At 59.4% G+C, this 26,892-nt stretch carries 20 protein-coding genes; 6 read left to right on the top strand and 14 right to left on the bottom strand.

The features are described from left to right. Window positions 1-31 precede the first annotated feature (31 nt). Genes PI739_RS13285 through PI739_RS13275 form a run of 3 tightly spaced genes read right to left on the bottom strand, consistent with a single transcriptional unit; the run spans window position 32 to window position 5,787 of the window. The gene (locus tag PI739_RS13285; RefSeq protein ID WP_271351948.1) at window positions 32-1,492 is read right to left on the bottom strand and encodes an AdeC/AdeK/OprM family multidrug efflux complex outer membrane factor; all 1,461 of its coding nucleotides are present in this window, start codon (window positions 1,490-1,492) and stop codon (window positions 32-34) included. After that, complete coding sequence (locus PI739_RS13280) at window positions 1,489-4,623, bottom strand: efflux RND transporter permease subunit (RefSeq protein WP_044308897.1); 3,135 nt, start codon at window positions 4,621-4,623, stop codon at window positions 1,489-1,491. The genes PI739_RS13285 and PI739_RS13280 overlap by 4 nt, the downstream gene beginning before the upstream one ends. A gap of 3 nt (window positions 4,624-4,626) precedes the next feature. Next, complete coding sequence (locus PI739_RS13275) at window positions 4,627-5,787, bottom strand: efflux RND transporter periplasmic adaptor subunit (protein ID WP_003413226.1); 1,161 nt, start codon at window positions 5,785-5,787, stop codon at window positions 4,627-4,629. 254 nt (window positions 5,788-6,041) lie between these two features. On the opposite strand from PI739_RS13275, the gene pmeR reads away from it, so the two are divergent. From pmeR to PI739_RS13260, 3 genes are all read left to right on the top strand, one after another. After that, window positions 6,042-6,701 (top strand): auxin-lysine conjugate-binding transcriptional regulator PmeR, encoded by a 660-nt coding sequence (gene pmeR / locus PI739_RS13270; protein ID WP_054082080.1) that lies wholly within the window; start codon window positions 6,042-6,044, stop codon window positions 6,699-6,701. A 291-nt stretch (window positions 6,702-6,992) separates the two neighbouring features. Next, window positions 6,993-7,196 (top strand): hypothetical protein, encoded by a 204-nt coding sequence (locus PI739_RS13265; protein ID WP_054082081.1) that lies wholly within the window; start codon window positions 6,993-6,995, stop codon window positions 7,194-7,196. Further along, window positions 7,177-8,310: a DUF3396 domain-containing protein gene (locus tag PI739_RS13260; protein WP_054082082.1), complete on the top strand. Its 1,134-nt coding sequence runs from the start codon at window positions 7,177-7,179 to the stop codon at window positions 8,308-8,310. Before PI739_RS13265 ends, PI739_RS13260 begins: the two co-directional genes overlap by 20 nt. Before the next feature lie 14 nt (window positions 8,311-8,324). Here PI739_RS13260 and PI739_RS13255 read toward each other — a convergent pair whose 3' ends face one another. Beyond that, window positions 8,325-9,839 carry an MDR family MFS transporter gene (locus PI739_RS13255; protein WP_310888532.1) on the bottom strand — a complete coding sequence of 505 codons (1,515 nt, stop codon included), beginning with the start codon at window positions 9,837-9,839 and terminating at the stop codon, window positions 8,325-8,327. 109 nt (window positions 9,840-9,948) lie between these two features. Beyond that, on the bottom strand, window positions 9,949-10,095 hold the full coding sequence (locus PI739_RS13250; RefSeq protein WP_175550595.1) for a hypothetical protein: 147 nt from the start codon (window positions 10,093-10,095) through the stop codon (window positions 9,949-9,951). A 189-nt stretch (window positions 10,096-10,284) separates the two neighbouring features. Between PI739_RS13250 and PI739_RS13245 the strand changes: the two genes are divergently transcribed. Then, window positions 10,285-10,524: a hypothetical protein gene (locus tag PI739_RS13245; RefSeq protein ID WP_054082084.1), complete on the top strand. Its 240-nt coding sequence runs from the start codon at window positions 10,285-10,287 to the stop codon at window positions 10,522-10,524. Here the strand turns inward: PI739_RS13245 and PI739_RS13240 are convergent, their stop codons facing one another. The 9 genes from PI739_RS13240 to bglX form a co-directional block, all read right to left on the bottom strand. Next, window positions 10,525-11,148 (bottom strand): flavin reductase family protein, encoded by a 624-nt coding sequence (locus tag PI739_RS13240; protein WP_003406312.1) that lies wholly within the window; start codon window positions 11,146-11,148, stop codon window positions 10,525-10,527. A gap of 143 nt (window positions 11,149-11,291) precedes the next feature. Beyond that, complete coding sequence (locus PI739_RS13235) at window positions 11,292-11,609, bottom strand: hypothetical protein (protein WP_003363807.1); 318 nt, start codon at window positions 11,607-11,609, stop codon at window positions 11,292-11,294. Between the two features lie 591 nt (window positions 11,610-12,200). Further along, window positions 12,201-13,526, bottom strand: coding sequence for an MFS transporter (locus tag PI739_RS13230; RefSeq protein ID WP_003363806.1), 1,326 nt, complete (start codon window positions 13,524-13,526; stop codon window positions 12,201-12,203). A gap of 215 nt (window positions 13,527-13,741) precedes the next feature. Further along, window positions 13,742-15,289, bottom strand: a complete 1,548-nt coding sequence (locus tag PI739_RS13225) for a J domain-containing protein (RefSeq protein ID WP_054082085.1) — start codon at window positions 15,287-15,289, stop codon at window positions 13,742-13,744. Then, on the bottom strand, window positions 15,286-16,980 hold the full coding sequence (locus tag PI739_RS13220) for a molecular chaperone HscC (protein ID WP_003363802.1): 1,695 nt from the start codon (window positions 16,978-16,980) through the stop codon (window positions 15,286-15,288). Before PI739_RS13220 ends, PI739_RS13225 begins: the two co-directional genes overlap by 4 nt. A gap of 166 nt (window positions 16,981-17,146) precedes the next feature. Further along, window positions 17,147-19,522: a PAS domain-containing protein gene (locus PI739_RS13215; protein WP_080376717.1), complete on the bottom strand. Its 2,376-nt coding sequence runs from the start codon at window positions 19,520-19,522 to the stop codon at window positions 17,147-17,149. A 223-nt stretch (window positions 19,523-19,745) separates the two neighbouring features. Beyond that, the gene (locus PI739_RS13210) at window positions 19,746-21,080 is read right to left on the bottom strand and encodes a sigma-54-dependent transcriptional regulator (RefSeq protein WP_054082087.1); all 1,335 of its coding nucleotides are present in this window, start codon (window positions 21,078-21,080) and stop codon (window positions 19,746-19,748) included. Window positions 21,081-21,086: 6 nt separating this feature from the next. Beyond that, complete coding sequence (locus PI739_RS13205) at window positions 21,087-22,844, bottom strand: sensor histidine kinase (RefSeq protein ID WP_054082088.1); 1,758 nt, start codon at window positions 22,842-22,844, stop codon at window positions 21,087-21,089. A 69-nt stretch (window positions 22,845-22,913) separates the two neighbouring features. Next, window positions 22,914-25,211: a beta-glucosidase BglX gene (gene bglX / locus PI739_RS13200; protein WP_054082089.1), complete on the bottom strand. Its 2,298-nt coding sequence runs from the start codon at window positions 25,209-25,211 to the stop codon at window positions 22,914-22,916. A gap of 320 nt (window positions 25,212-25,531) precedes the next feature. On the opposite strand from bglX, the gene PI739_RS13195 reads away from it, so the two are divergent. Together PI739_RS13195 and PI739_RS13190 are read left to right on the top strand one after the other, a co-directional pair. After that, window positions 25,532-26,224 carry a TPM domain-containing protein gene (locus tag PI739_RS13195; RefSeq protein ID WP_032609151.1) on the top strand — a complete coding sequence of 231 codons (693 nt, stop codon included), beginning with the start codon at window positions 25,532-25,534 and terminating at the stop codon, window positions 26,222-26,224. 26 nt (window positions 26,225-26,250) lie between these two features. Next, a complete protein-coding gene (locus PI739_RS13190) occupies window positions 26,251-26,868 on the top strand; it encodes a TPM domain-containing protein (protein WP_003431360.1) in 618 nt (205 codons plus the stop codon). The last annotated feature ends 24 nt before the right edge of the window (window positions 26,869-26,892 follow it).

Here is a 26,892-nt window from a genome sequence, read left to right as displayed (position 1 = left end):
ATCAGGTGGTTTTTTTGTGTGCCGCTGTCAATCAGAACAGCTGAACCGAAGGCTTCTCCTTGGAGATGGTTTCGGTCTGTCCGGTTCTTTCATACCAGCCGCCGCCGAGGGCCTTGTACAGGTTGACCTCGCTGGTCAGCTGCGACAGGCGATCGGTGATCAGCGTTTGCTGCGCACTGAACAGCGAGCGCTGGGCGTCGAGGAAGGTCAGGTTGCTGTCGATGCCGATCCGGTAGCGACGCTCGGCCAGACGGTAGTAGTCCTGGTTGGCTGCGACGAAGTCGCGTTGCGCCTGGAGCTGCTCGTCATAGGTCTTGCGTGAAGCCAGGCCGTCGGACACTTCCTGGAAAGCGGTCTGAATCGCCTTCTCGTAGTTGGCGACGCTGATTTCCTTCTGGATTTTCGAGTAGTCCAGGCTGGCGCGCAGGTTGCCGGCGTTGAAGATCGGGATGTTGATGCTTGGCTGGAACAGCCAGGCACCCGATCCGCCCTTGAACAGGCCGGACAGCTCGCTGCTGCTGGTCCCGGCACTGGCCGTCAGGCTGATGCTCGGGAAGAACGCCGCACGTGCCGCGCCGATGTTGGCGTTGGCCGCCTTGAGCAAGTGCTCGGCCTCCAGAATGTCCGGACGACGCTGCAGCAGGTCGGACGGCAGGCCTGCCGGCATTTCGGTCAGCATGTCGGAATCGAGCAAGTGGCTGGCCGGCAGATTGTCAGGCAGGCTGGTGCCGAGCAGCAGCACCAGGCTGTTCTGATCCTGGGCAACCAGGCGCTGGTACTGGGCCAGTTTGGCGCGCGCGCTTTCGACGGCGGTGCGCGACTGGCTCAGGTCCAGTGCCGAAGAAACGCCGACTTCGCTGGCACGCGAGGTCAGGCGGAAGCTTTCTTCGTAGGTCTTCAGGGTGTCCTGCGTCAGCTTGAGCAGTTCCTTGTCGGCCTGCCAGGTCATGTAGGCATTGGCGACGCTGGCCACCAGACTGATCTGGGTGCTGCGACGCGCTTCCTCGCTGGCGAAGTAGGTCTCCAGCGCCTGCTCGCTGAGGCTGCGGACCCGGCCGAAGAGGTCCAGCTCGTACGAGCTGACGCCGAGGCTGGCCGAGTAGCTGCTGGTGATGCCGGACTGACCGGTTTGCGACTGGTCGGCTGGCACGCGCTGACGTGTACCGCTGCCGGTGGCCGAAACAGCAGGGAACAGGTCCGAGCGCTGGATACGGTACTGGGCGCGGTAAGCGTCGATGTTCAGCGCCGCAACCCGCAGGTCACGGTTGTTGAGCAGTGCAGTCTGAATCAGCTGTTGCAGCGCCGGGTCATTGAAGAAGTGCCGCCAGCCTTGTTCCGCGGCGGCCATTTTGGCGCCTTCGACCGGCGAGTACGCCGGCCCTTGCGGATATTGTGCGGCGACCGGTGCTTCCGGCTGCTTGTAATCGGGGATCAAAGAGCAGCCGCCGAGAATGAACGCGGTAACTGCAAGTGAGATCAATGACTTGCTCATTGGCCAGCCTCATCGTGTGAAATATGTTTCTGCTTGCTCTTGAAGAGCCCCGAAACCGTTACGAAGAACAGGGGCACCCAGAAGATCGCCAGAATAACTGCGGTGATCATACCGCCAATTACGCCTGTACCGATCGAATGCTGACTGCCCGAACCTGCGCCCGAGGAAATCGCCAGCGGTACAACGCCGAGGATGAAGGCCATGGAGGTCATGATGATCGGGCGCAGACGCATGCGGCAGGCCTCGATCGCCGAGTCGACCAGGCTCTTGCCCTGTTCGTGAAGCTCTTTGGCGAACTCGACGATCAGAATGGCGTTTTTCGCCGCCAGGCCTACCGTCACCAGCAGCCCGACCTGGAAAAACACGTCGTTGGACAGACCGCGCAGGCTGGTTGCCATCAGTGCACCGATAACCCCCAGTGGCACCACGAGGATGACCGCGATCGGAATCGACCAGCTTTCATACAGCGCCGCCAGACAGAGAAACACTACCAGCAACGACAGGGCATACAGGGCAGGGGCCTGCGATCCGGACAGGCGTTCCTCGTAGGACAGACCGGTCCACGAAATGCCGATACCTTGTGGCAGCTTCTTGGCCAGCGCCTCGACTTCAGCCATTGCCTCGCCGCTGCTGTAACCAGGGGCGGGAGTACCGAGCACTTCCTCTGCCGCCACGCCGTTGTAGCGTGACAGTTTCGGCGAGCCGTAGGACCATTTGCCGCTGGCGAAGGCCGAGAACGGCACCATCTCACCCGCGCTGTTGCGCACGTACCATTTCTTCAGGTCTTCAGGTGTCATACGCGCACCTGCATCGCCCTGAATGTACACCTTCTTTACACGGCCACGGTCGATGAAGTCGTTGACGTAGCTGCCACCCAACGCGATGGACAGGGTGTTGTTGATGTCCGACAGAGTGATGCCCAATGCACTGGCGCGCTCATCGTCGATGATCAGTTGGTACTGCGGTTCGTCGTTCAGCCCGTTCGGACGTACGCCCGCCAGAATCTTGCTCTGTGCGGCCATGCCGAGGAACTGGTTACGCGCTTCCATCAGCTTGTCGTGACCCACGCCGCCCTGATCCTGCAAGTAAACGTCGAAGCCGGTGGCGTTACCCAGTTCGAGTACCGAAGGCGGGACGACCGCAAACACCATCGCGTCGCGCAGGCTGAAGAAATAGCCCTGAGCCCGCTTGGCCAGTTCGAAGACGCTGTTATTGGAATCACGCTCCTCCCACGGCTTGAGCATCACGAAGGCAATCGCCGAGCTTTGACCGCGGCCCGCGAAGTTGAAGCCGTTTACCGAGAACACCGACTTCACTGCGCCGCTTTCCTTGGTCAGCAGGTACTCACGCATCTGATCGATGACTTCCTGCGTACGCGCGGTCGAGGAGCCGGCCGGTGTCTGGATCTGGGCGAAGATAACGCCCTGGTCTTCTTCGGGCAGGAACGCAGCCGGAATACGCATGAACATGAACACCATGCCCGCACAGATCAGTATGTAACCCAGATACGCAGGCCACTTGTGCTTGAGCATGTTGCCGACGCCGCGCTCGTAACTCAGAACGCTGCGGTCGAAGGTGCGGTTGAACCAGCCGAAGAAACCACGTTTCGGTTGCCCGTGCTTCTCGTGATCGATGGGCTTGAGCATGGTGGCGCACAGCGCCGGGGTGAAGATCAGCGCAACCACGACCGACAGGGCCATGGCCGAGACGATGGTGATCGAGAACTGCTTGTAGATCACCCCGGTGGAGCCGCCGAAGAACGCCATTGGCAACAGAACCGCAGAGAGCACCAGGGCAATACCGACCAGCGCGCCCTGAATCTGAGTCATGGATTTGATCGTGGCGTCGCGCGGGGAGAGCTTTTCCTCCTCCATGACCCGCTCGACGTTTTCCACCACGACAATCGCATCGTCCACCAGCAAGCCGATGGCCAGCACCATACCGAACATGGTCAGGGTGTTGATGGTGAAGCCGAAGGCCGCGAGGATACCGAACGTACCCAGCAAGACCACCGGAACCGTCATCGTGGTGATGATGGTTGCGCGGAAGTTCTGCAGGAACAGGTACATCACCAGGAACACCAGCACGATCGCTTCGATCAGGGTGTGCACCACGCCGTTGATCGATTCGCTGACCACCGGTGTGGTGTCATACGGGTACACGACTTTCATGCCAGGCGGGAAGAACGGCTCCAGCGAGGAAACGGTCGCGCGGATGGCCTTGGCGGTGTCCAGTGCGTTGGCGCCGGTGGCGAGTTTGATGGCCAGACCGGAAGCCGGTTTGCCGTCGAACTGCGAGTCGGTGCTGTAGTTCTCTGCGCCCAGGCCCACGGTGGCGACGTCTTTCAGGCGAACCTGCGAGCCGTCGGTGTTGACCTTGAGGAAGATATTGCCGAACTGCTCGGCGGTCTGCAGACGGGTCTTGCCGATGATCGTGGCGTTCAACTGCTGGCCGCTGATCGATGGCAGGCCGCCCAACTGGCCGGACGACACCTGGACGTTCTGCGCGGTGATCGCGTCTTTCACGTCCACTGGCGTCAGCTGGAAGTTGTTCAGCTTGGCCGGATCGAGCCAGATACGCATGGCGTACTGCGAACCGAACACCTGGAAGTCACCCACACCGGAGGTCCGCGAGATCGGGTCCTGCATGTTCGACACGATGTAGTTGGCCAGGTCTTCCTTGCCCATGCTGCCGTCTTCCGACACCAGGCCGATCACCATCAGGAAGTTCTTCACTGCCTTGGTGACGCGGATACCCTGTTGCTGCACTTCCTGCGGCAGCAGCGGGGTGGCGAGGTTGAGCTTGTTCTGTACCTGTACCTGCGCCGTATCCGGGTTGGTGCCCTGATTGAAGGTCGCCGTGATGGTCATGCTGCCGTCGGAGTTACTTTCCGAGCTGACATAACGCAGGTTATCGATACCGTTGAGCTGTTGCTCGATGACCTGAACCACCGTGTCCTGCACCGTCTGGGCAGACGCGCCCGGATAGGTGACCTGGATACCGATGGCAGGCGGTGCGATGCTCGGGTACTGATTGATCGGCAGGCTGGAAATCGACAGCGCGCCGACCAGCATGATCACGAGGGCAATAACCCAGGCAAAAATGGGTCGATCAATAAAAAATTTCGACATGGGTTACTCCCCTTTGCTGCCTGCGGCTTTATCAGTGGCCGGGGCAGGTGCCGGGTTTGCTCCTTTGACGTTGGTCGCTTCGGCGACTTTCACTTCGGCGCCGGGTTTGACGTACTGCAAGCCTTCGGTGATGACACGATCGCCTTCCTTCAGGCCGTCTTCGATCAGCCAGTCGCTGCCCACGGTGCGATTGGCCACCAGCGTACGCATTTCAACCTTGTTGTCCTGATTGACGACCATGGCGGTCGGCGTGCCTTTCAGGTCGCGGGTCACGCCTTGCTGCGGTGCCAGAATGGCTTTCGAGTTGACGCCAGCCTGCAATTGGGCGTGAACGAACATGCCCGGCAGCAGACGGTGTTCAGGGTTCGGGAACACGGCACGCAGGGTCACGGAGCCGGTGGTCTGGTCAACCGACACTTCGGCGAATTCCAGTTTGCCTTCCTGGCCGTAGACGCTGTTGTCTTCCAGTGTCAGCTTGACCTTGGCGGCGTTGTCGCCGGCTTTCTGCAGCTTGCCGCTGTCCAGATCGCTGCGCAGCTTGAGCATGTCGGCAGACGACTGCACCACGTCGACATAGATCGGATCGAGCTGCTGGATGGTTGCCATCGCGTCGGTCTGCGCGCTGCTCACCAATGCGCCTTCAGTCACCGCAGAGCGACCGATACGGCCGGAAATAGGGGCCAGCACCTTGGTGTAGCGCAGGTTGATCTGGGCGGTCTGCAGGGTAGCCTGAGCTTCCTGGGTGGAGGCCAGCGCCGTGTCGTATTCCTGACGGCTTACCGCTTGCTCGCTGACCAGTTGCTTGTAGCGGTCGGACATCGACTTGGCGGACTGCAGGGTGGCCTTGGCGCTGTTGGCGTTGGCCTCATAGACAGCCGGGTCGATCTGATAGAGCTGCTGACCGGCTTTGACATCGCCACCTTCGGTGAACAGACGCTTGAGAATGATGCCGTTGACCTGAGGGCGAACCTCGGCGACGCGGAAGGCGGTGGTCCGGCCTGGCAGCTCGGTGGTCAGGGTATACGGCTGTGCTTTGATGGTAACGACGCCTACCTGAGGGGTTTGCGCAGGCGGGGCGGCCTGTTCCTTCTTGCTACAGCCACTGAGCAGGGTTGCCAGGGCGACGGCAGTGACCAGAACGGTAACAGCTGGCTTGAATTGCATGAAGATCCTCGGGGCAGGAGCCTGTTATCTCAACAGTACGTTGAAGTGTAAAAAAATATTTCGGCTAGATAAGTAGCATGCTAAGGAATATACTTACATTCGCGGCTGTTTGTAAACACCGCAATGCGCATTCGGCCACTATTCAGGGAGCCGGGAGCCGATTCGGGACAAGGCGAGACAAATGCCGCCCGGCCATATCTCGAGGCATGACGCAAGACGCGTGCCTGAGGTGAATTTTTTGAGGTCTTATTGCCATGGTTCGTCGCACCAAAGAGGAAGCTCAGATCACTCGCAGCCAGATCCTGGAGGCTGCCGAGCAGGCTTTTTATGAGCGAGGCGTCGCCCGCACCACGCTGGCCGATATTGCGACGCTTGCCGGTGTGACGCGAGGCGCCATTTATTGGCACTTCAATAATAAGGCCGATCTGGTGCAGGCCATGCTCGACAGTCTTCAGGAGCCTCTCGACGAAATGGCGGAGGCCAGTCAGAGCGAGGACGAGGAAGACCCGCTGGGCTGCATGAGAAATCTGTTGATTCACCTGTTTCATGAACTCGCACTGGACCCGAAAACCCGTCGCATCAATGAAATCCTGTTTCACAAGTGCGAGTTTACCGACGAGATGTGTGATTTTCGTCGTCAGCGCCAGGACAACGCCATACAGTGCCACGACCGTATCACCCTGGGGCTGAACAATGCCGTACGCCAGGGACAATTGCCCAAAGGGCTGGACACGGCCCGGGCTGCAGTGGCCCTGTTTGCCTACGTCAATGGCATCATCTATCAGTGGCTGCTGGTCCCCGACAGCTTCTCGTTGCCCGCAGAGGCCGAGCAATTGGTCGACGTGTGTCTGGACATGCTGCGCTTCAGTCCGACGTTGCTGATCAATGAAACTCGCTCAACGACTGGCGTCTGACTGAACACGACCGGCGGCACCCGCCGGTTCCGCCTCCCAGCGACTCTGTGCAGAGCCTAACTCCAATTCGTGCCTCTTATATAGCGGGTTTACCGATCGTTTATCGGTATTCATGGATTGCGCTCGCCGTGCAAGCATCGGCGAGCGTTGATCTGACAAGATATTGTAGGAAGCAGGTAGGACATTTCCTGATACATGTAGCTGATTTCCCAAAGTAAATTCCGAGTATTGCTCCGCAGGAAAACTCCCTTCACTCTTCGCCCCTGAAAGAACAGAAGAGAGGAAAGTTGCATGTTTTTGCCGGATCTTGCGCTTATGTGCCCTGAAATCATCGCCAGTTATGTTGATGTCCAATCGGGCGGGCAGGGCCTCGGCTACCCCATGAGCGGGGAGATTTCCGGGCTGATCAAAACCTGTGAAGGGCATGCACGCACGCGCAAAAACCTGACTTCCGCGAATAATGGGAGGGCGGAGCATGTCGGATACTGCAACTGACGCTGTGAGGTTATTGGCCAGGATCACGCAACAATCCGAGCGTGTGGCCATGGATTCCGTATTGGGCACACCGGTCATTCGATTGGGGTTGATCACCACGCTGTATTTTCGCAACGGCCACAGCGTGGAGATGAAGCGTCGCGTCGAGGCCTGTTTTTCGCGCTTCTATGACGCGTTCAAAACGAAACTCAAATGGCAACTGTTCAAACGCATGCGGCGCCTGAGCGGCGCCGGGTTTGCCTCGACCCGGCGTCAGATTGTCGAGAGTCCGCCAGACGAGCAGTTCATCTGGTCTATCGCCAGTGCGACTCAGGCTGAAGTCGCTACCTACAGCCTGTTTGTGATGAACACCTCGGAGGGGCAGGCCGACAACGATCGATCGTGTCTGAAAATGGTCTTGCCCTGGTCGTATCTGACCGAGCCCGAGGGGTTGAAGCATTACGAGAACTGGATCAGGTACCTCAGCAGCGAACTGCAGGCCGAGCACGGCTTTGGTGGTCTTGCCTGCGTGTTGCCGTGTGACGGTCATCAGTATTTGCCTTGGGAATATCGGCTGGCTCAGGATTACAGCGGGCTGATGGTCGACCCCGGCCCGCACATTGAAAGCCTGCGTCTGCTGGACCGTATCAAGGGCGTCAGTTGGTACACCGTGCTCGGTGATGCGTTCGTCAGGCAGTTGGGAGGCAGCGACAAAATGCGCGGCGAGATGAGTGCACACAGCGAGATCGTGTTTCACACCTACCGCAACGGCCTGATCATTCGCGCCGGTGAGGTGCCCGAGCTGGGTGGGCGAGGGCTGCCGCCGCCAAAGCCTTATGTGACGGTCAACAGGATGATCAAGCCAATCCGCTTGCAGGACACCGGCAATCTTCATCCCTACCTGGCTCCAGGAATTGGCTTTACCGATGAAACCACTGCGCAGTGGTATGCGCGATTCGATGAAAAGCCGCTGCCGCCGGTCGATGCCGGGCAAGTATGCCCTCGCTCAGGCAGTTGGTTCAGCAGCGCTCAGTCAGGCTCCCGTCGGCACTTCGATGAGGGCGAACTGATGCCTGAGTTTGCCCATATAAAGAGCAAGAAAACGCAGTGGTTCTGGGCCGGGATGCCTTCCTGAGCCCGAGAAGCGAATCAGTCCCGTCCTCGCAATAGCGTATTGGGCATCACTGCGGCTGCCGCAAGGCCGAGCAGCGAAATGGCCGCGCTGGTGATCAGCAGGTTTCTAAAGGTCAGTGCCAGTTCGGCGCGCAGGGTTTCCAGCGCGGGTCCGGTGGCCGCGTTCAGACTGTCGAGCAGGACGTTGCCGGAGCTGCCTTCGCCACCCAGCGCCCCTGCACCGAGTTGACCGACGCCGGTGTGCTGCAACATGGCCAGCAGCAGCGCCGACATCAGTGCCACGCCCACGGCGCCACCCAGCGAGCGGAATAGATTGGTCGTGCTGGTGGCCACGCCCATATCCCGCGGCTGAACCGAATTCTGAGTGCCCACCAATGAGGTGGGGAACTGCATGCCGGTCGCAACCCCCGTGAGAATCATGAACAGGCTCATCACTATCAGCGATTGCGGCGGCGTGAAGGCCATGCCCAGAATCGCAATCGGCATCAGCAGCGCACCGGTCAGGATAAGCGGCTTGTAGCGCCCGGTATGCGCGGTGCGTCGCCCGGCGAAATAGGCACCCATCGGCATGCCGATCGCCAGCGGAAGCAAGTGCAGGGCGGCGCTGTCTGCTCCGCCACCGGTGACGGTCTGGTAACGCAGCGGCATCAGGACAATCAGGGAGATGGCCTGAAAGCTGGTGAAGAACACGGTGCACCAGCACAGCACCGCGCTCTTGTTGGTGAACAGATGCATGGGCAGCAAGGGTTCGGCCGTGCGACGTTCATACCAGACGAAAATAGCCAGTGTCAGCAGGGCGGTGCCCAGTAACAACTGAACCTCGGTATCGTCCAGACCGTGCCCTTGGCCAATCTCGGTAATCCCCAGCAGCAGCGCTGTCAGGCCGATGATCATCAGCACGGTACCCAGATAATCGATAATCGGCTTGCGTTGCGGTGCTGGCAGGCCGACGAGGGTCCGATACGCGACGATCAGCGCGGCGGCCCCCAATGGCAGATTGATCAGAAACACCCAGCGCCAGGACAGGTATTCAGTCATCAGGCCACCGAGCACCGGCCCGGCGACGCTGGCCACGGCGTACATGCTGCTGAAGTAACCCTGATAACGGCCACGCTCACGAGGTGGAACGATGTCGGCGATGATCGCCTGGCTGACCGAAACCATCCCGCCCGCGCCGATACCCTGAAGGACGCGCGCCAGCACCAGTTGTTCCATGCTTTGCGCCAGACCACAGAACAGCGAGGCCAGGGTAAAAATCCCCAGCCCGAACAGCATCAGTTTACGTCGCCCGTAAAGATCGCCGAGCTTGCCGTAGATCGGCACAGCCACGGTCAGCGACACCATGTAGGCGGAAATAACCCACGCCAGTAGATCGATGTCCCTGAACTGGGCGGAAATGGCAGGCATCGAGACCGCGACGATGGTTTGGTCCAGCGCACTGAGCAGGACTGCCATCATCAACGCAAACAGGATGCTACGAATGGCCGGAGGCGTATGAGTAAGACTGGTCAAGGCAAAACCTGATGGCAGTGTTGACCCGCCGCAAGTGTGGCGGGAGAGTCTGGCCAGTCTAATCCGATAGCTTGCTAATCGATAGGTGCCTTTGCGGAATGGCGATGCAATTCACGCTGTGCGAGCCTCATCGCAAGGCGCTGAAGGTGGCATCGGTTGGCACGCAATGGCCAAACGTACAGCTGGAGACATAAGGGGCCTGGCGCGCCAGTTCGTTACGATAGGCGCCGGCGGTGTAGACGGCCAATACCGCCAGAGCTCCTGAGACAACCATGCATTTTCTTGTTATTGCTTTCATGACGCACTCCTTACCTCGGCTACAGAGCAGTTTGAAAGAACTGATTAGAGTGTAGGACAAGGTTGGGTTTTGCGTCGGCTGCCGTTATCGCTGAATGCCGCATGTCGGACGAACCGGAAGACGCGCTAGAATTCGCGCTTTGACGTATTGGCAGGGTTGAGACACATGGCACGCAAGGAATACAACGGGTTTGAAGTGGTCTCGGCAGTGATGCCGTCCGAGCAGGGTTATAACGCGGCGATTGCCGTAAAGGCGCTGGGTGCCGGCGGCGCACCGCGCTTCCATGCGCTGCTGCCGGACCAGAAATTCAAGACCGCCGATGATGCCGACCTGGCCGCTGTGCAAGAGCTGAAGCGGCTGGTCGATATTGATGCAGAGGGCGAACCGATCTGGGCTGACGCCTGATCAGGCGCCTGGGCGGAACATCTTGAACAGCGCTTCCGGGCCAAGCTGGAAGTAATCCGCCGGGCCGCCGCCGCGCAGAATCGGCTCGGCGGCGGCAGTGTCGTAAACGCCGTCCTTGAGCAGTGACTTGTCGATGTGCACCGCCACGACCTCGCCCAGAATCAACCAGCTGGGCACCAGTTCCTTGTCGGCGCGTTGCAACTGAATGATCTGCGTGACCTTGCACTCGAACGACACCGGCGTTTCGAGTACACGCGGCACCGAGACGATCTGCGAGGCCAGTGGTGTCAGGTTTGCCAGCTCGAATTCGCTGACATCCGGCGCTACCGGTGCGCAGCTCTGGTTCATGGCTTCGGCCAGCGAGCGGGTCGCCAGGTTCCAGACGAACTCGCCGGTCTGCTCGATATTATTGAGGCTGTCCTTGCGACCCACGCTGCAGAACCCGATGATCGGCGGCACGTAGTTGAACGCATTGAAGAAGCTGTAAGGTGCCAGGTTGAGTTTGCCGTTGGCATCCTGCGACGAAATCCAGCCAATCGGGCGTGGGCCTACAATCGCGTTGAACGGGTCGTGCGGCAGGCCGTGACCCTTGGAAGGCTCGTAGGAGTGAATAGCGTCTGACATGCTCGGTTCCTGATGGGCTCAATAATGGATGTCAGCATAGTGCTGCGCATTTGCAGAGGATGCCAGAGCAGTTCGCGTGTTTCACTCTGAGCCAGACATGAAGAAGCCCGACATTGGCCGGGCTTGGGATGTTGCGTGAGCGATCAGCCCAGACGATTGGCGCCTACGCGATCTGCACCGTCTGCCGCAAGACGATTGGCACCGACGTGGTCTGCACCATCGGCAGCCTGACGGTTGGCACCGACGCGATCTGCACCATCAGCGGCCAGACGATTGGCACCGACGTGATCGGCGCCGTCAGCGGATACGCGGATCGAGCCGACGTTGGTATGTTTGGTACCGCCTTCAGCAACGAGGGTGGCACTGGACAGGTCGCTTTGAACGTGGGTGACTGGAAGTGCAAATGCGCTGGAAGCCAGAACAGAGATAGCCAGGCCAAAGATCAATGTGTTGGTTTTCATGATGATGTCTCCAATGAGTGTCGGGTGAGTTGTCATCCCGGTATGGAGGCAATGCTACGCGCCAGCGGATTATTAAGAAGTTAATAGGATTGCTAGCGATCATCGCTGAAAATGATAGTTGGCTGTAATGCTCTGGTTTCGGGCCTTTCAGGCGGGGTTGCATTATTGTGGTGCAATTCTTGAAAAGTCTTGTAATAAAGGCCCTTGACAAATTAAAAGTACAGATAATTCAAGTGGTTATTACTGAAATTTGGCCAAATGATGCACCGCCCTGTAACACTCTGTTGCAGGTCATGGATGTAATTGATTGTTTAGTAGCGGCTGATGTATCGATGCGGACGATGATATTGATCGTTGTAAGCGAGCTTGATGACTCTCGTGCCTTGGCAGAGTCCTTAGCGTTATACACAGGTCTCGATAAGCCCGAAAAATGGAGTGAACGGGGCGGCGATCCCCATTGCTCACGAAGAGTCAGTCATAACGCTCTATTTCTGGAGGTTGTACCGGCCTCTTCGCGAGCAAGCTCGCTCCTACGAGATTTATATATAACGACGAGAGCGGAGCCTGGGCACGAGAATCGTCGCAATCCGATCAGTCAGTTTCGATGCGCGAGTGCTTGCGGGTATCTTTCATGAACACATACACCAGCAGCGAGCAGGCGATACAGGCAGTGACGTACCAGTAGTAACCGGTTTCCATACCGATGCTCTTGAACCACAGCGCGATGTATTCCGCAGTACCGCCGAAGATCGATACCGTCAGGGCGTAAGGCAGGCCGACGCCCAGCGCGCGGATCTCGGTCGGAAACAGCTCGGCCTTCACCACTGCGTTGATCGAGGTATAACCGCTGACGATGATCAGCGCCGCCATGATCAGGAAGAACGCACCCCACCATGTCTGAATGGTATGCAGCGTGGTCAGGATCGGTACGGTACACAGCGTTCCCAACACGCCGAACGCAATGAGGATCGGACGACGCCCGACCTTGTCGGACAGCGCGCCGACGACCGGTTGCAACAGCATGAACAGAAACAGTGTTGCCGCTGATATCGACGTCGAGTCGGTGATGCTCATGCCGACGGTGTTGACCAGATACTTCTGCATGTAAGTGGTGTAGGTGTAGAAAGCCAGTGTCCCGCCCATGGTCAGACCGACGACGGTCATCAGTTCCTTGGGATGACGCATCAGCGTGCGCATCAGGCTTTCCTTGGGCTTTTCCTTCTTCTTGCGCGTGAACGATTCGGTTTCTTCCATGCCACGACGCAGGAACAGCGCGACGATTGCGCACAGGGCACCGATGACGAACGGGATGCGCCAGCCCCAGGCATACAGTTGCTCGGTGGTCAGCGTCTGTTGCAGCACGATCAGCACGCCCAGTGCGATGAGCTGGCCGGAAATCAGCGTCACGTACTGAAAGCTGGAGAAAAAGCCGCGACGTTCCTTGGTGGCCATTTCGCTCAGGTAGGTGGCGGACGTGCCGTATTCACCGCCGACAGACAGCCCCTGCAGCAAGCGGGCGAACACCAGCAGGATCGGAGCACCGACGCCGATGCTTTCATAGCCTGGTGTCAGGGCAATGATCAGCGAGCCGAAGCACATCAGCAGCACCGAGGCCATCAGCGCAGCCTTGCGCCCTTTGTAGTCGGCGTAAAGCCCCATCAGCCAGCCACCGATGGGCCGCATCAGAAAGCCGACGGCGAAGATCGCGGCGGTGTTAAGCAGCTGCGCGGTGGTGTCGCCCTTGGGAAAGAAGGCTTTGGCGAAGTACAGCGAGAAGGCGGCGTAGACGTACCAGTCGTACCACTCGACCATGTTGCCGACCGAGCCACTGAAAATCGATTTGAGACGGCTGGAGGTGGTTTTCTGGCCAGCAGCAGTAGCAGCCGACCCATGGGAGGCGGGATTGGAGGTTTCCATGATGTTCCTTGTTTTCATTATTTTTGGAAGGAGGCATTGGGTGCCCTACCTGTTACATAGCAGGAGCTGTGCCACACCATGAGGGCTTGTTCTAGAGCGGTCGGGAATCTTTGATGAGCAAGAATCCGCTTATCTGCCCGGTTGAGGTAAGCGGATTCTTGCCGATGGGGGCGCTCGCAGCAGGGCGTTCTGGTCGATTGCCGACAGAAGACCGCTCAAGCGCTCAGTTTGGAGGAGAGCAACAGCGCCGCCATGACGATGCTCAGCGTGCCGATGATCACCATGATCGTGTGCCTTGCATAAAACTGCCGAATCCTTTGCCGGATAGGCGCTGTTTGAAACAGGTAGCGATAAGGCGACACGGCGACCCACAGCACCGCCAGCACCAGATAAGCCAGAAGTGTCCGCGGGCCGTCGAGCACCTGGACAAGGCCCAGAAACAAAAAGGGGAGGCCATGCCGCAAGACCAGCGCCTGGGCACCGGGCCAGCTCAGCACCTTGGGCAGTAACTTGCTGCTCAGCCACGCATCGGCTGGCTCTGCCAGAACCATCAGCGGACGCCATACGCAGATGAAGATGAAGAAGCCGACGGTTGTCCAGAGCGGTGACAGGAATAGCACGAGGACCCGCGTTCCCGGATCGTACTCCACACCTTCAGGCGCCAGCGGGGGTGCCAGCAACGCCAGCAGAAACGCGCCTATGTAGACCCAGATGAGCGGCGTGAAGTCGCTCTGCTCACGCATGAGTTTCCAGGCGCTCAGGTCCGCTTCGGGGTAGCGCTTGAGGACGTCGGGGTAGTGAACGGTCAACTGCTCCTGAATATGCGCGCAGGCGTTCCACACCGAAGCGTCTTGCTTGACTGCGGTACGGATCCGCGCGGCCAGACGTGGCGGCTTGAACATCAAGTGCGCGGCCTTGCCTTCGGCAGTGCTTGGTTTGGCATCGAGCAGGCGTTGCAGATGCTCGGCATACTCCACTTCTTCGTATCGCTGGCGCAGCGCCTGCCAGAGGTCTTCGGGACCGGGGTGGAGGTTTTGCTGCAGGTTCCAGCCAAATACCGCGCGCGTCTGTTCCAGCAGGTCAGAGGTCACAGGGTGGCTGGCAATCAGCAAGACCATGCACCTGCATTGCAAATGCTCGCGACGCTCCAGTTCTGTCAGCCAGGGCTGTTGTTCCAGCGCCCGAAGTTCTTCAATGAAGCGCGCATGCTGTCCGTTCTCGATGAGTGCGCTGAACGCTTCGAACGCCTCGCGCAATATCGCCTCTGCCAAGGCGTGCTGCTGGTAGCTGCTGATATGAATGCTTTGCCATACCGTCAGCCAGCGCAAATGCTGAAATGCAGCTTTGATCAACTCGACACGGCGCGCCGAGTCGTTCAGGCACTCCAGCAGCAACAGTTGTTGAAAGCGCTCCGCCTGTCCGTGCTCCATGGCGATCTGCTGTTGCTCGGGCAGATTCTGCGCAGTGGTCTGCCTGACCTGTTGAAGCCAGTCCATGCCATCGGGCTGCTCGATAACAGTCGTTGTCAGGAGGGGGGCAGGCGAGGGCTCAGGCAAAGGCTGGCGCAGCATGACGGGCGGCTCATCTTCGTCCGCGCGTGATCGTGCCAGCTGCAGCGCCTCTTCATAGGCATCACGCAGATTCTGGAAGGCTGCCGGGTCTTCATCAGGACGGTTGACCTTCAATAGCCGGGCATATTGTCGTTTGATGCTGCGCTCGTCGGCATCGTTATTCAGCTCAAGTACGGACCAACAGTCGATCATCTTGCGCCCTGCTCGAACGTGTCGACTTCCTGTTTGAGTTGCTTGCGAATTTCGCTGATCTGCCGCTCGTCCTGTGTCTCCAGCACATGCTGAAACTGGCTGGTCCAGTGATCGATAAGTTCTCGATCGCTGCCCAGGCATTCCTGGTACAGGCGTTCAAGTCTGGCGATCAGGTGAGTGTTGGCCTGCTGTTCGCGTGGATGGACTTTGAGCGCTTCGAGTACCTGAAGGCGTTCCTGTATTTCATCAGGCGTCATCACGCCAGGGTTGTTTTCGATAACCAGCTTGTGACGTTCCCCGGTCAGCTGTGTCATCACATCGGCCTCCAGCAGGCCGTTGTTGTCATAGGTAAAGCGCACATCCAGCGCTACTTCGCCGGCCTTGGCCTTGGGTATCGGAATGATGAGCTCACCCAGCGCAATGTTGTCCTTGACCATGCGACTTTCGCCCTGAAAGATCCGCACCATGACGTGTTCCTGATCATCACTGACGGTCTGAACTGTTTTTACCCGGCTGACCGGTACGACGCTGTTGCGTTCGATAATGGGCAGGTAATGACCGCTTTCATAGCGATTGGCAATTTGCGCGATGGTCTCGATTCCCAGCGTGTAAGGGCATACGTCGGTGAGGACGATCTCCTCCAGCGCTGCGTCCCGCTGCTTGAGCGCCGCTTGCACCGCGGCGCCCTGTGCGACGATTTCATCAGGGTTGAGTGCGATGGAAGGGAAGCGCCCGAACAGGCTCGCGGCAAGCTTGCGGATCAGTGGCATCCGCGTTGTGCCGCCCACCAGCAGAATCTCGTCCAGATCGGCGACGCGTATCCTCGCGTCTCGAAGCGCACGCTCGGCCGGAGCGCGCAGGCGGTTAAGCAGGGGCGCATAAAAATCGCTCATCTGCTCTTGAGTAATGGTCTTGCGCCATTCCCTCTCGGCGTGACGCAATACGAAGTCGGCACTTCCGTCCTGACCCAAAGCCCTGCGCACTCGCTCGGCTTCGCGCCGCAAGGCCGGGGCAATCAGCTCCGTTGACGGGAAGTCCGGCTCATCGCGGTGCAGCTTCACGAAGTGATCGACCATGACCTGGTCGAAATCTTCACCCCCCAGAAAGTTGTCGCCGGCACTGGCACGCACTTCCATCACGCCGTCGAAGAGTTCGAGGATCGAGATGTCGAACGTACCGCCACCCAGATCGAAGACCAGAAACGAAGTTTCGCCTTCCTTCTGGTGAAGGCCATACGCGAGTGCCGCCGCTGTCGGCTCGTTGATGAGCTTCTCGACCTTGAGCCCCGCCAGCTCTCCGGCAATACGCGTGGCTTTACGCTGAGCGTCGCTGAAATAGGCCGGGACGCTGATCACCGCTTCCGTAACAGGCTCGCCAAACGCGCGCTCGACATCGGCTTTCAGGCTTTTGAGGACCAGCGAGGACAACTCTTCCGGGCGGTAAGTAGCAGAGCCCAAGCGAATTTCCTGGGCACTGCCCATGTAGCGTTTGAACAGGGCCGTGGTTTTTTCCGGGTGAGTCTGCAGTCGTTCGCGGGCCGCCTTGCCGACCAGAATCTGCCCGTCATCGTCCAGCCCGACAACGCTGGGGGTGAGAGTTTCACCCAGTGCGTTGGTCACCAGTTCACTGCTGCCGTCGCGCCATACAGCCACCAGGCTGTTGGTGGTCCCCAGATCAATACCAACGATCATCTCGAAAATGCTCCCTGCTCTAAGAGTGTTGCGATGTTTTGCGTGATTCTGAATCAAGGCAACCGGTGTTGTCTTGGTTTTATGCGTGGGAAGTGCCGGGGTTCACTCATGCGTATCAGGCATCAGTGAATCCGCTGGCATGATGGATTCAGACCAATCCACACCATCAGTGTTCGCCGGTACGACTCACGGCCTTGTGCAGAATCGCCGCCAGATCATCTTTGGAGTAGGGTTTCTGCAGCAGGTCGAAGCGGTGTGTTTCGTCCTGAGCGATCGTCGCGAACTCAGTGCTGTACCCGGTGGTAAGAACCACCGGCATCCACGGATAGCGCGCTTCGATTTCGGCGTACAGCTCCAGTCCGCTCATGCCCGGCATGGCGATGTCCGAGAACACCACATGAAAGTTTTCCGGGTTGCCGGAGAGCTCTTTCAGCGCCTCGGCGGCACTGCTCACCCAGAGCACCTGAAAGCCCAATTGCTCAAGCATCGGGCGTGTATAGGTGCCGATGTCCTGATTGTCCTCGACCATCAGCACGCACATCCCTGGCAATGGGGGGAGGATATGGTGATTATCTTCCTGGATCACTTCGTGACGTTGTGCGCTGGGCAGGCACAGCGTGAAGCGGCTGCCCTTGCCCAGCTCGCTTTCAACCAGAACTTCACCGCCCGACTGTTTGGCAAAACCGAATACCTGCGACAACCCCAGCCCCGTGCCCTGGCCGACACTCTTGGTGGTATAGAACGGTTCGAAGATCAGCCCCAGCTTCTCCTTGGCGATACCTGCGCCGGTATCGGTCAGCGATACCCTTACATAATCACCCTCACCGAGTGAAGCGGGTTGATCGTCGGCAGTACAGGCAGCGCAATCAACCTTTATGACCAACTTACCCGCGCCGGACATGGCATCGCGGGCGTTGACCACCATGTTGACCAGCGCTGTGTCGAACTGGCTGCCGTCGGCAAAGATGAAGCACGGCTCGGCAGGCAGGTCGATGCTGACCTGAATACGTGCGCCGGTAAGCGTGTCCATCATCTCGCCAATGCGCGCCACGCTCTTGCAGACATCGAACACTTCCGGCTGCAAGGCCTGGCGGCGGGCAAACGCCAGCAACTGTCCGGTCAGGCGAGCGGCTCGGTCTACCGTGCTGGAAATGGCCTCGACATACTTAACGCGACGGGACTCTTCGAGGTTTGGCGATTTCAACAGGTCGCTGCAGGAGCGGATCACCGTCAACAGGTTATTGAAATCATGCGCCACGCCGCCGGTCAGTTGACCGATGGCTTCCAGCTTCTGCGCCTGGTGCAGGGCGTCCTGCGAAAGCCGCAACGCTTCATTGGCCTCTTCCTCGGCCTGAATGTCACGGCCGACGGCATGGATGAATTGTTTGTCCGGCACGGCAGTCCAGGAGATGGTCCGGTACGACCCGTCCAGATGGCGATAGCGGTTCTTGAAGTGAGGAATAGTGCGGCCGTTCTCCAGCCCGCTCATGGCGGCCAGCGTACTTTCCACGTCTTCAGGGTGCACCAGTGCCAGGAACTGGCTGTTGAGCAGTTGCTCTTCCGACCAGCCCAGAGCCTGATTCCAGGCCGGATTGACCGCCGAGACGATCCCGTCGAACTGCGCCACCAGCATCAGGTCGGTCGACAGCCGCCAGATACGATCACGGTCCTGGGTGCGTTCGATCACGCGCTGCTCGAGTGTCTCGTTGAGCGACAGCAACGCTTCTTCAGCGTCTCTGAGCTGGGTCATGTCTCGGGAAACACACAGAATCTTTTCCGGTTTGCCATCCTTGCCGAAAATCGGGCTGACCTGCACATGCCACCACTTGGTGGTGCCAGCCATGGTCTGCGCCGAGCCGGTGAAGCTGGCGTTTTGACCCGATCTGGCCGCTTCGACCGCAGCGATGGCGTCCAGATTGCCCTGGTCCTGCCAGAAGTCGGGCCAGGGGCAGCCGCGAATCGCATTGAAATCGCTGACTTCCATGATCCGCTGGCCGCCTTCGCTCATGAAGGTCAGGCGCGAGTCGAGGTCCAGCACCTTGATGCAGTCGTTGATGCTCGACAGCACACGGTCCGTGAACGCTTCGTTCTCCGACTGACGGGCTTCAGCCATGACCTGCGAAGTGGTTTCGTTGACCCGGCAGAATACCCCCTCGATCAGGCCGCTATCGCCGTACAGTGGAGAATAGGACAGCGACCACCAGGTCTGCTCGGGCTTGCCATTACGGACGATGGTGCGCTGAATATTGTCGGATCGGCGGCTTTGTCCGGCCAGCGCGTGCTCGGCGAGTGGCCGCACGGCGTCCCAGGCATCGCCCCACACCGAGGCAATGGGTTGGCCCTGCGCCTGTCGTGCCGCAATGGGCAGCACCTGAGAGTAAGCGTCATTGAAGAACAGAATGTAGTCAGGGCCCCAGAGCAGGTACATGCTATCCGGGCAACTGAGCATCAGGTTCATTGAAGACAGTAGCGCTGCGGGCCATGCTTGCTTCGGTCCAAGCGCGGACGTAGACCAGTCCGTCTCTCGGATAAACCGACCCATTTCGCCGCCTCCCAATGGGAGGTCGAGGGGAGTATTCACGGTAGAAAATGCCCCATCTTTCGGACTGTCAAAATGAGCTGAATAGCCAGGCGGGTATGATGTCATTATGCCTTGCCAGTATCCAGCCATCACGACCGCACATGGCCGTGACAGTATGCAGACCCGGCGCTGCGGGAAATGTTCGGTTATCGCCGGAACAAGCTGTACGGAATATGCGCAGCCCTCATTCGAGGAACGTTTCGCGTACCAGAGCATGGCGCTGCATCTTCTCGTTCAGCGTCCTTCGAGGCAGTTGCAATTCATTGAGCACCGCCTTGATGTCGCCTTTGTGACGGGCCAGCGAGGCGCGCAGGCATTGTGCTTCGAAGGCCTCCTGACGCGCCGCCAGCGAGTGCCCCGGCCATTGCGTATCAGGTTGCGGCAGGGCTTGCTCCAGCCCCAGGGCCTGGCGCTCGGCGGCATTGGCCAGCTCGCGCACGTTGCCTGGCCAGTCATGGCCGAGCAACTGACCTAGATGTGCGGCATCCAGCGCTGGCGCTTCCCGGCCTACACGCTCGGCGGCGGCGCGGGCGAAGTGGCTGAACAGTTGCGCGATGTCTTCAAGGCGCTCGCGCAGCGGCGGCAGGCGCAGCTCGGCAACGTTGAGGCGGTAGGCCAGGTCTTCGCGGAAGCGCCCGGCACGCGCTTCTTCGAGAAGATCAGGTTTGGTCGCCGCGATGATTCGCAGGTCGACGTCGATACTCTGATTCGAGCCCAGCCGCTCAAGGCGCTTGTCCTGTAGAACGCGCAGCAGCTTGACCTGTTGCGCCATCGGCATGCTCTCGATTTCATCAAGGAACACCGTGCCGCCGTGGGCATATTCCAGGCGACCGACGCGCTTGCCCTGTGCGCCGGTGAAGGCGCCGCTCTCGTGGCCGAACAGCTCGGCTTCGAACAGGTGCTCCGGGATGGCCGCGCAGTTGAGTGCGACAAAAGGTTTGGCGGCGCGCGGCCCAAAATCATGCAGGCAGCGAGCGACCAGCTCCTTGCCGCTGCCGGTCTCCCCGCGGATGATCACGTTGACCGGCAGTTGCGCCAGTTCCAGCACCTGGCGACGCAGGGTCTGCATACCGGGCGATACGCCGAGCAACGTGGCGTCCAGGCGGGTTCTGGCATCGGCCTGCTCATGCAGGCGGCGGTTTTCCAGCACCAGTTGGCGTTTCTCGAGGGCGCGCCGCAGGTTGCTGATCAGGTTTTCCGGGCTGAAGGGTTTTTCCAGAAAGTCATAGGCCCCTTCGCGCATCGCCTCCACAGCCATCGGCACGTCGCCATGGCCGGTCAGGAGGATGACTGGCAGGTCGCGGTCTGCGCCTTGCAGCCGGGTCAGCAACTCCAGGCCGCTCATGCCCGGCATGCGCACATCGGTCAGCACGACGCCGGGGAAGTGCTCCGGTATACGGTCCAGGCACTCTTCGGCGCGGGCGAAGACCTGCACCTCGAACCCCGACAGCGTCAGCCATTGCTCGACGGCTTGCCGAATGGGCGCCTCGTCGTCTACCACGATGACCGAATTCAACATGCCGGGTCAGGCCTCCAGAAAGTCATTGGGCAAGCTGAACCAGAACTCGGCGCCGTCCGCATGGTTTTGCGCCGTCAGTTGTCCGCCCAGTTCATGAATGATGGCGTACGACACAGCCAGGCCAAGGCCCAGGCCGTCGCCTACCGGTTTGGTGGTGAAGAACGGATCGAAAATGCTCGGCAGATCCTTCGCAGCGATCCCGCTTCCGTTGTCCCTGACGCTGAGCCGCCACTGGTTGTCGACGGCGTCGATACGCACTTCAAGGCGCCTGGAGCGGCACTCGCGCATGGCGTCCAGCGCATTGCGCAGCAGGTTTATCAGTACCTGTTCCAGGCGGATGGCGTCGCCGCGCACCCATGCCGGACGTGACACATGCAGAACGCAGTCGACGTGCTCCTCGCGCAGGCGCGGGTCGAGCAGCAACAAGGCCTGATCGACCACCGTGGCCAGGTCCAGCCGTTCGCGCAGTCCGCTGGGGCTCTTGCGTGCGAAGGTCTTCAGGTGGCTGGTCAAGGCGGCCATTCGTGTCAGTTGCTGATCGACGGGAACCAATGCTTTGCACGCTTCATCGATTCGGCCCTGATCGAGCAGCAGCCGCAGGGTCGCCAGTTGCATGCGCTGGGCGGTCAACGGCTGGTTGATTTCGTGGGCCAGCGCTGCCGACATCTGCCCCAGCGCCGCCAGTTTGGCCGACTGCACCAGACCGTCCTGCGCGGTTTGCAGATCACGCGTGCGTTCTTGCACCAGGCGCTCCAGTTCATCCCGGTTGCGCTCTCTCAGTCGCGCCAGTCGCCAGCGCTGATAGAGAAACAGACTCAGAAATACCAGCGCCAGCCAGATACCCGCGGCAGCCAGTCCTGCATTGCGAACGTCCTCACTGGCCGCGGGCGGCTTGCGCAGCAGATGCAGAGTCCAGTTCTCATCCGCAAGGGGCAGCGACTGCCAGAGATAATCCGTGGTGCCGTCCGGGCCTTCGACACGGCTCAAATGACTGTTTTCGCTGAAGCTGTCGAGGACCCGGCTGCGTAGCGGTGACAATACTTTCTTGTCGTACTGGCGGGTGCGCAACAGGCTGGCACGATCTTCCACCGAGATTGGCAGCAGCTCGCGATAGCGCCAGCCTGGTTGATTGGCGATGAACACGATGCCTTTCTCATCGCTGACCAGCAGCAGGTCCTCACCCTGATCCCACTCCTGCTCAAGGCTCGGGAACTCCAGCTTCACGACCATCGCCCCCATGAACCCGCCGGTATCGTTCAATACCGCACTGGACAGAAAGTACCCTGGAATTCCGGTGGTCACACCGACCGCATAGAAACGCCCGGTGCCCTTGGCGCGGGTTTGCAGGAAGTAGGGTCGAAAAGCGTAGTTGTGGCCGACATAGCTATTGGGCGTGCGCCAGTTGCTCGCGCCAATCGCCAGACCCTGCCGGTCGAGCAACTCCAGCGTCGACGAATGAGCCGCGCTGTTGATCTTTTCCAGCTTGAGGTTGAGGGCGTTTTGCACCTCCCCGGTCACCGGGCCGCTCAGCGCGGCACGAATTTCCGGGTCCAGCGCCAGAACGGAGGGCAGGGCGCGATAGCGCTCGATCAGGGTGTGCAGGGTATTGGCATACAGTGCCAGCTGTCCTTCGGCACGCGCGGCATCTTCCGACATGGCGTGACGCTGCGCCTGACGCATCGCGAGCCCGGCGCACAGGGCCGCACCGGCCAGGATCAGCAGCACGTACAGGGTAATGCGCCAGTAGCGATGCTTGAGCGTCATGTCGCAGCCTGATCGGACCCTATCGGCGCGTTCCCGAGCGAATGCTCACGAACGCGCCACGCGCAGGGTTTACAACAGATTGAAGGTCGCTTCTTTCACTGCTTGCGAGTCCAGACCGATCATGACCTTGAATTCGCCAGGTTCCGCCACGTGCTTGAGCTCGCTGTTGTAGAACTTCAGATCGTCTTCACTGAGGGTGAAGGTCACGACTTTTTCTTCTCCGGGCTCAAGCATTACCTTTTCGAAGTTCTTCAGTTCTTTTACCGGACGGCTGATCGACGCTGCCACGTCATGCAGATACAACTGCACAACGGTTGCACCGGCCACCTTGCCGGTATTCTTCACGGTCACGCTGGCAGTCACCTTGCCTTTGCGCGTCATGCTGGCGTCCGACAACTTGATGTCCGAGACGTCGAACTGGGTGTAGCTCAGGCCATAACCGAACGGAAACAGCGGGCCATTGGGCTCCTCGAAGTAGTGCGAGGTGTAGTTGCCTGGCTTGCCTTCGTGATACGGACGGCCGGTGTTCAGGTGCGCATAGTAGACCGGCAGTTGACCGATCGAGCGTGGAAACGACATGGCCAGCTTGCCCGACGGGTTGTAGTCGCCGAATAGCACATCAGCCACTGCGTTGCCGCCTTCGGTGCCCGGGAACCAGGTTTCGAGCATGGCGTCAGCCTGTTCCTGTTCGTCGACCAGAACCAGCGGACGGCCATTCATCAGCACCAGCACCAGTGGTTTGCCAGTGGCCTTGAGCGCCTTGATCAGGTCGCGCTGTTTGCCCGGAATGTCCAGGCTGCTGCGGCTGGCCGACTCATGCGACATGCCGCGCGACTCGCCGACCACGGCAACGATCACATCGGCCTGCTCGGCGACCTTGACCGCTTCGTCGATCATTTCCTGCGCCGGGCGCGGATCGACCTCTACTTCCTTCTCGATGAAGTTCAGGTAGTTGAGGACGTGTTCGTTGTCACTGACGTTGGCACCGCGCGCATAAACCAGCTTGGCCTTGTCGCCGACCGCGTTGGCCAGCCCTTCATACACCGTCACCGACTGGTTGGGACGACCCGCTGCCGACCAGCTGCCGAGCATGTCGAGGTGACTTTGTGCCAGTCCGCCAATCACTGCGATGGTGCCTTGTTTCTTCAGCGGCAGTGTCTCGTTCTGGTTTTTCAGCAGTACCAGTGTCTTGCGCGCCACATCGCGAGCTTCGGCACGGTGCAGGCGGTCATCGGAATAGGTATCGGCAGGATCATCGGTAGCGACGCCGATGCGGCCGTAAGGCGAGGCGAACAGACCCATGTCGTACTTGGCACCCAGCACTTCACGCACGGCGTTGTCGATTTCCTTCATGGAAACTTCGCCGTCTTTCACCAGGCCAGGCAATTGCTCGCCATAGGCCGCGTCGTTCATGCTCAGGTCGACGCCCGCCTTGATGGCCAGCTTGGCGGCCTCGCGGAAATCCTTGGCCACGCCGTGGTCGATCAGTTCCTTGAGCGCACCGTGGTCGCTGATGGTCACGCCCTTGAAGCCCCAGTCCTTGCGCAACAGGTCCTGCATCAGCCATTTGTTGGAGGTCGACGGCACGCCGTTGATCGAGTTGAGTGCGACCATGATGCCGCCGGCGCCGGCATCGATGCCGGCCTTGTAGGGCGGCAGGTAGTCCTGGTACATGCGCGTCATGCTCATGTCCACGGTGTTGTAGTCGCGTCCGCCTTCTACTGCGCCATACAGGGCGAAGTGTTTGACGGCAGCCATGATGCTGTCATTGGCTGCGACGTTCTTGCCCTGGAAGGACCTGACCATCACGTCGGAAATGCGTGACACCAGGTAAGTGTCTTCACCGAAGCCCTCGGAGCTGCGGCCCCAGCGAGGGTCGCGGGAAATATCCACCATGGGGGCGAAAGTCATGTCGATGCTGTCGGCACTGGCTTCTTTGGCCGAGACCCGGGCCATCAGTGCGATGGCGTCCATGTCCCAGCTGGCGGCCATGCCCAGGCTGATCGGGAAAATCGTGCGATGACCGTGAACCACGTCGTAGGCAAAGAACATCGGAATTTTCAGACGGCTTTTGGCGACTGCGGCTTCCTGCAGCGGACGATTTTCCGAACGGGTAATGGAGTTGAACGTTCCGCCGATTCTTCCGGCGGCAATTTCCTTGAGAATTTGCGGCTGTGGCATTTCCGAACTGATACTGATGAGTCGTAACTGACCGATCTTTTCGTCCAGAGTCATTTGTTTCATGAGTTTGCCGATGAAGGCATTCTTGGCTTGAAGCGTTGTATTGTCCGTGGCGGAAACGGTCTGGGCCATCACCGACTGACTGGCCATACCGACCAGCAAACCTAATAAACACAGCTTATTCATGAATGATTTCTCAAGGCTTTTGTCAGTAACTCGCGTTTAATGTCCGACAGCCAGTTTTTGGGTTATGGACCTTTGGCGTTATGGTTCGCACGGGATGCAAGGATAGTTGCTATCCGCTTCACTGTACGAAGTCTCCCCAAGGTGTGTACGAAAATGGCGGTTTGATTGATTTTTGTACAGACCCTGTCGATCAAATAGTGACCGCATCAGGTGTTGGCGGTGGATTATGCCGGGGAACTTGTGTTTTGGCTAAGGCGTGTCGTTTCAATGGATTCAAAAAAACACCGGAGGTCTGGATTTTGAAGTCTGTTTCACAGTGGATGTTATACGTGGTGATGCTGTTGGGAGGGGTATTGCGTGCCGAGGCAGAGCCAGAAGCACTGGTTTTTCCGCCGATGACCGGCAGTGTGGTGGATGCCGCACAAATGCTCGACAGCCAGACTACGGTTCGTCTGGCGAGACTTCTAAGCGCCCACGAAAAGGCGACCGGGGAGCGTGTGGTGGTGGTGACCCTCGCGGATCTGCAGGGCACGAGCATCGAAGAGTTCGGCGCTCGACTCGGGGACACCTGGGGCCTGGGGCTGCACGGCAAGGATGACAGTGTTCTGCTGGTGGTCTATCGCGACAAGCGCAAGGTGTTCATGGAGGTCGGTGGAGCGCTGAAGGATCGTCTCAATGACGCCCAGGCTTCTCTGATCATCGACATGCTGATGACTCCGGAGTTTGACGACAACCGGTTTGCCGTCGGTATAGAGCGCGGTACACGTGCGATCATCGCGGCACTGGGCGGGCAGATCCCCGATTACCCCGAGCCGACAGGTCAGATGTCCGAATATGACGAGCAGACCAATGACGACCAGGTCTGGCTGATCGGTATCGTGTTGACCCTCATCGTTCTGGGGATTGTAATCATCAGCGTCAGAAGGAGCGGCGTCACCCGCCCCTCACGTGAAAGAGCCGCTGATCGCAGTGGTGGACGTTTCGGCGGTGGCGGTGCTTCCGGTAACTGGTAGTTGATTGATTCGGGAATGAGGGAACCATGGCTTTACTGAACAAAGACGAGCAGCGGCAGGTTGCCGAAGCGATCGACCGCGTCGAACAGCGCACTGACGCCGAGCTGGTCACGGTGCTGGCCTCACGTGCCGACGACTACGCCTACATGCCGCTGATCTGGGCCGGGCTGATCGGCCTGCTGCTGCCGGGTACGGTCAATTACTGCTTTCAATGGCTGAGCGCTGACGAGTTGATGCTGGCGCAGATGAGCACGTTTATTATCGTGGCGCTGGCGTGCCGCATCCCGAAAGTATCCGCCTTGCTGGTGCCGGTCTCGGTCAGACGCTGGCGTGCCGGCAACCTCGCGCGTCGGCAGTTCCTCGAACAGAACCTGCACAAGACCCATGACGGCACCGGCATTCTGGTGTTTGTCAGCGAGGCCGAGCGTTATGTCGAAATTCTGGTCGACCATGGCATCGCCAGTCGTCTGCACGACGACACCTGGAAGGCGATGGTTGATGTGTTTACTCAGCAGGTTCGGGACGGGCAGATTCTGCAGGGATTTCTGGGTTGTATTCACGCCTGTGGCGAGTTGCTTGCCGATCACGTTCCTGTGACTCACGGCAGGAATGAGCTGCCCAATCGGCTGGTGGTGTTGGGGTAAGGCCAAAAGGCAGGTGTCGAGTTT

Source organism: Pseudomonas cerasi (assembly GCF_027983475.1).
GTDB lineage: Bacteria > Pseudomonadota > Gammaproteobacteria > Pseudomonadales > Pseudomonadaceae > Aquipseudomonas > Aquipseudomonas cerasi.
The sequence above is the reverse complement of the archived record's forward strand: the minus strand, read 5'-3'. Positions and strand labels throughout refer to the sequence as shown.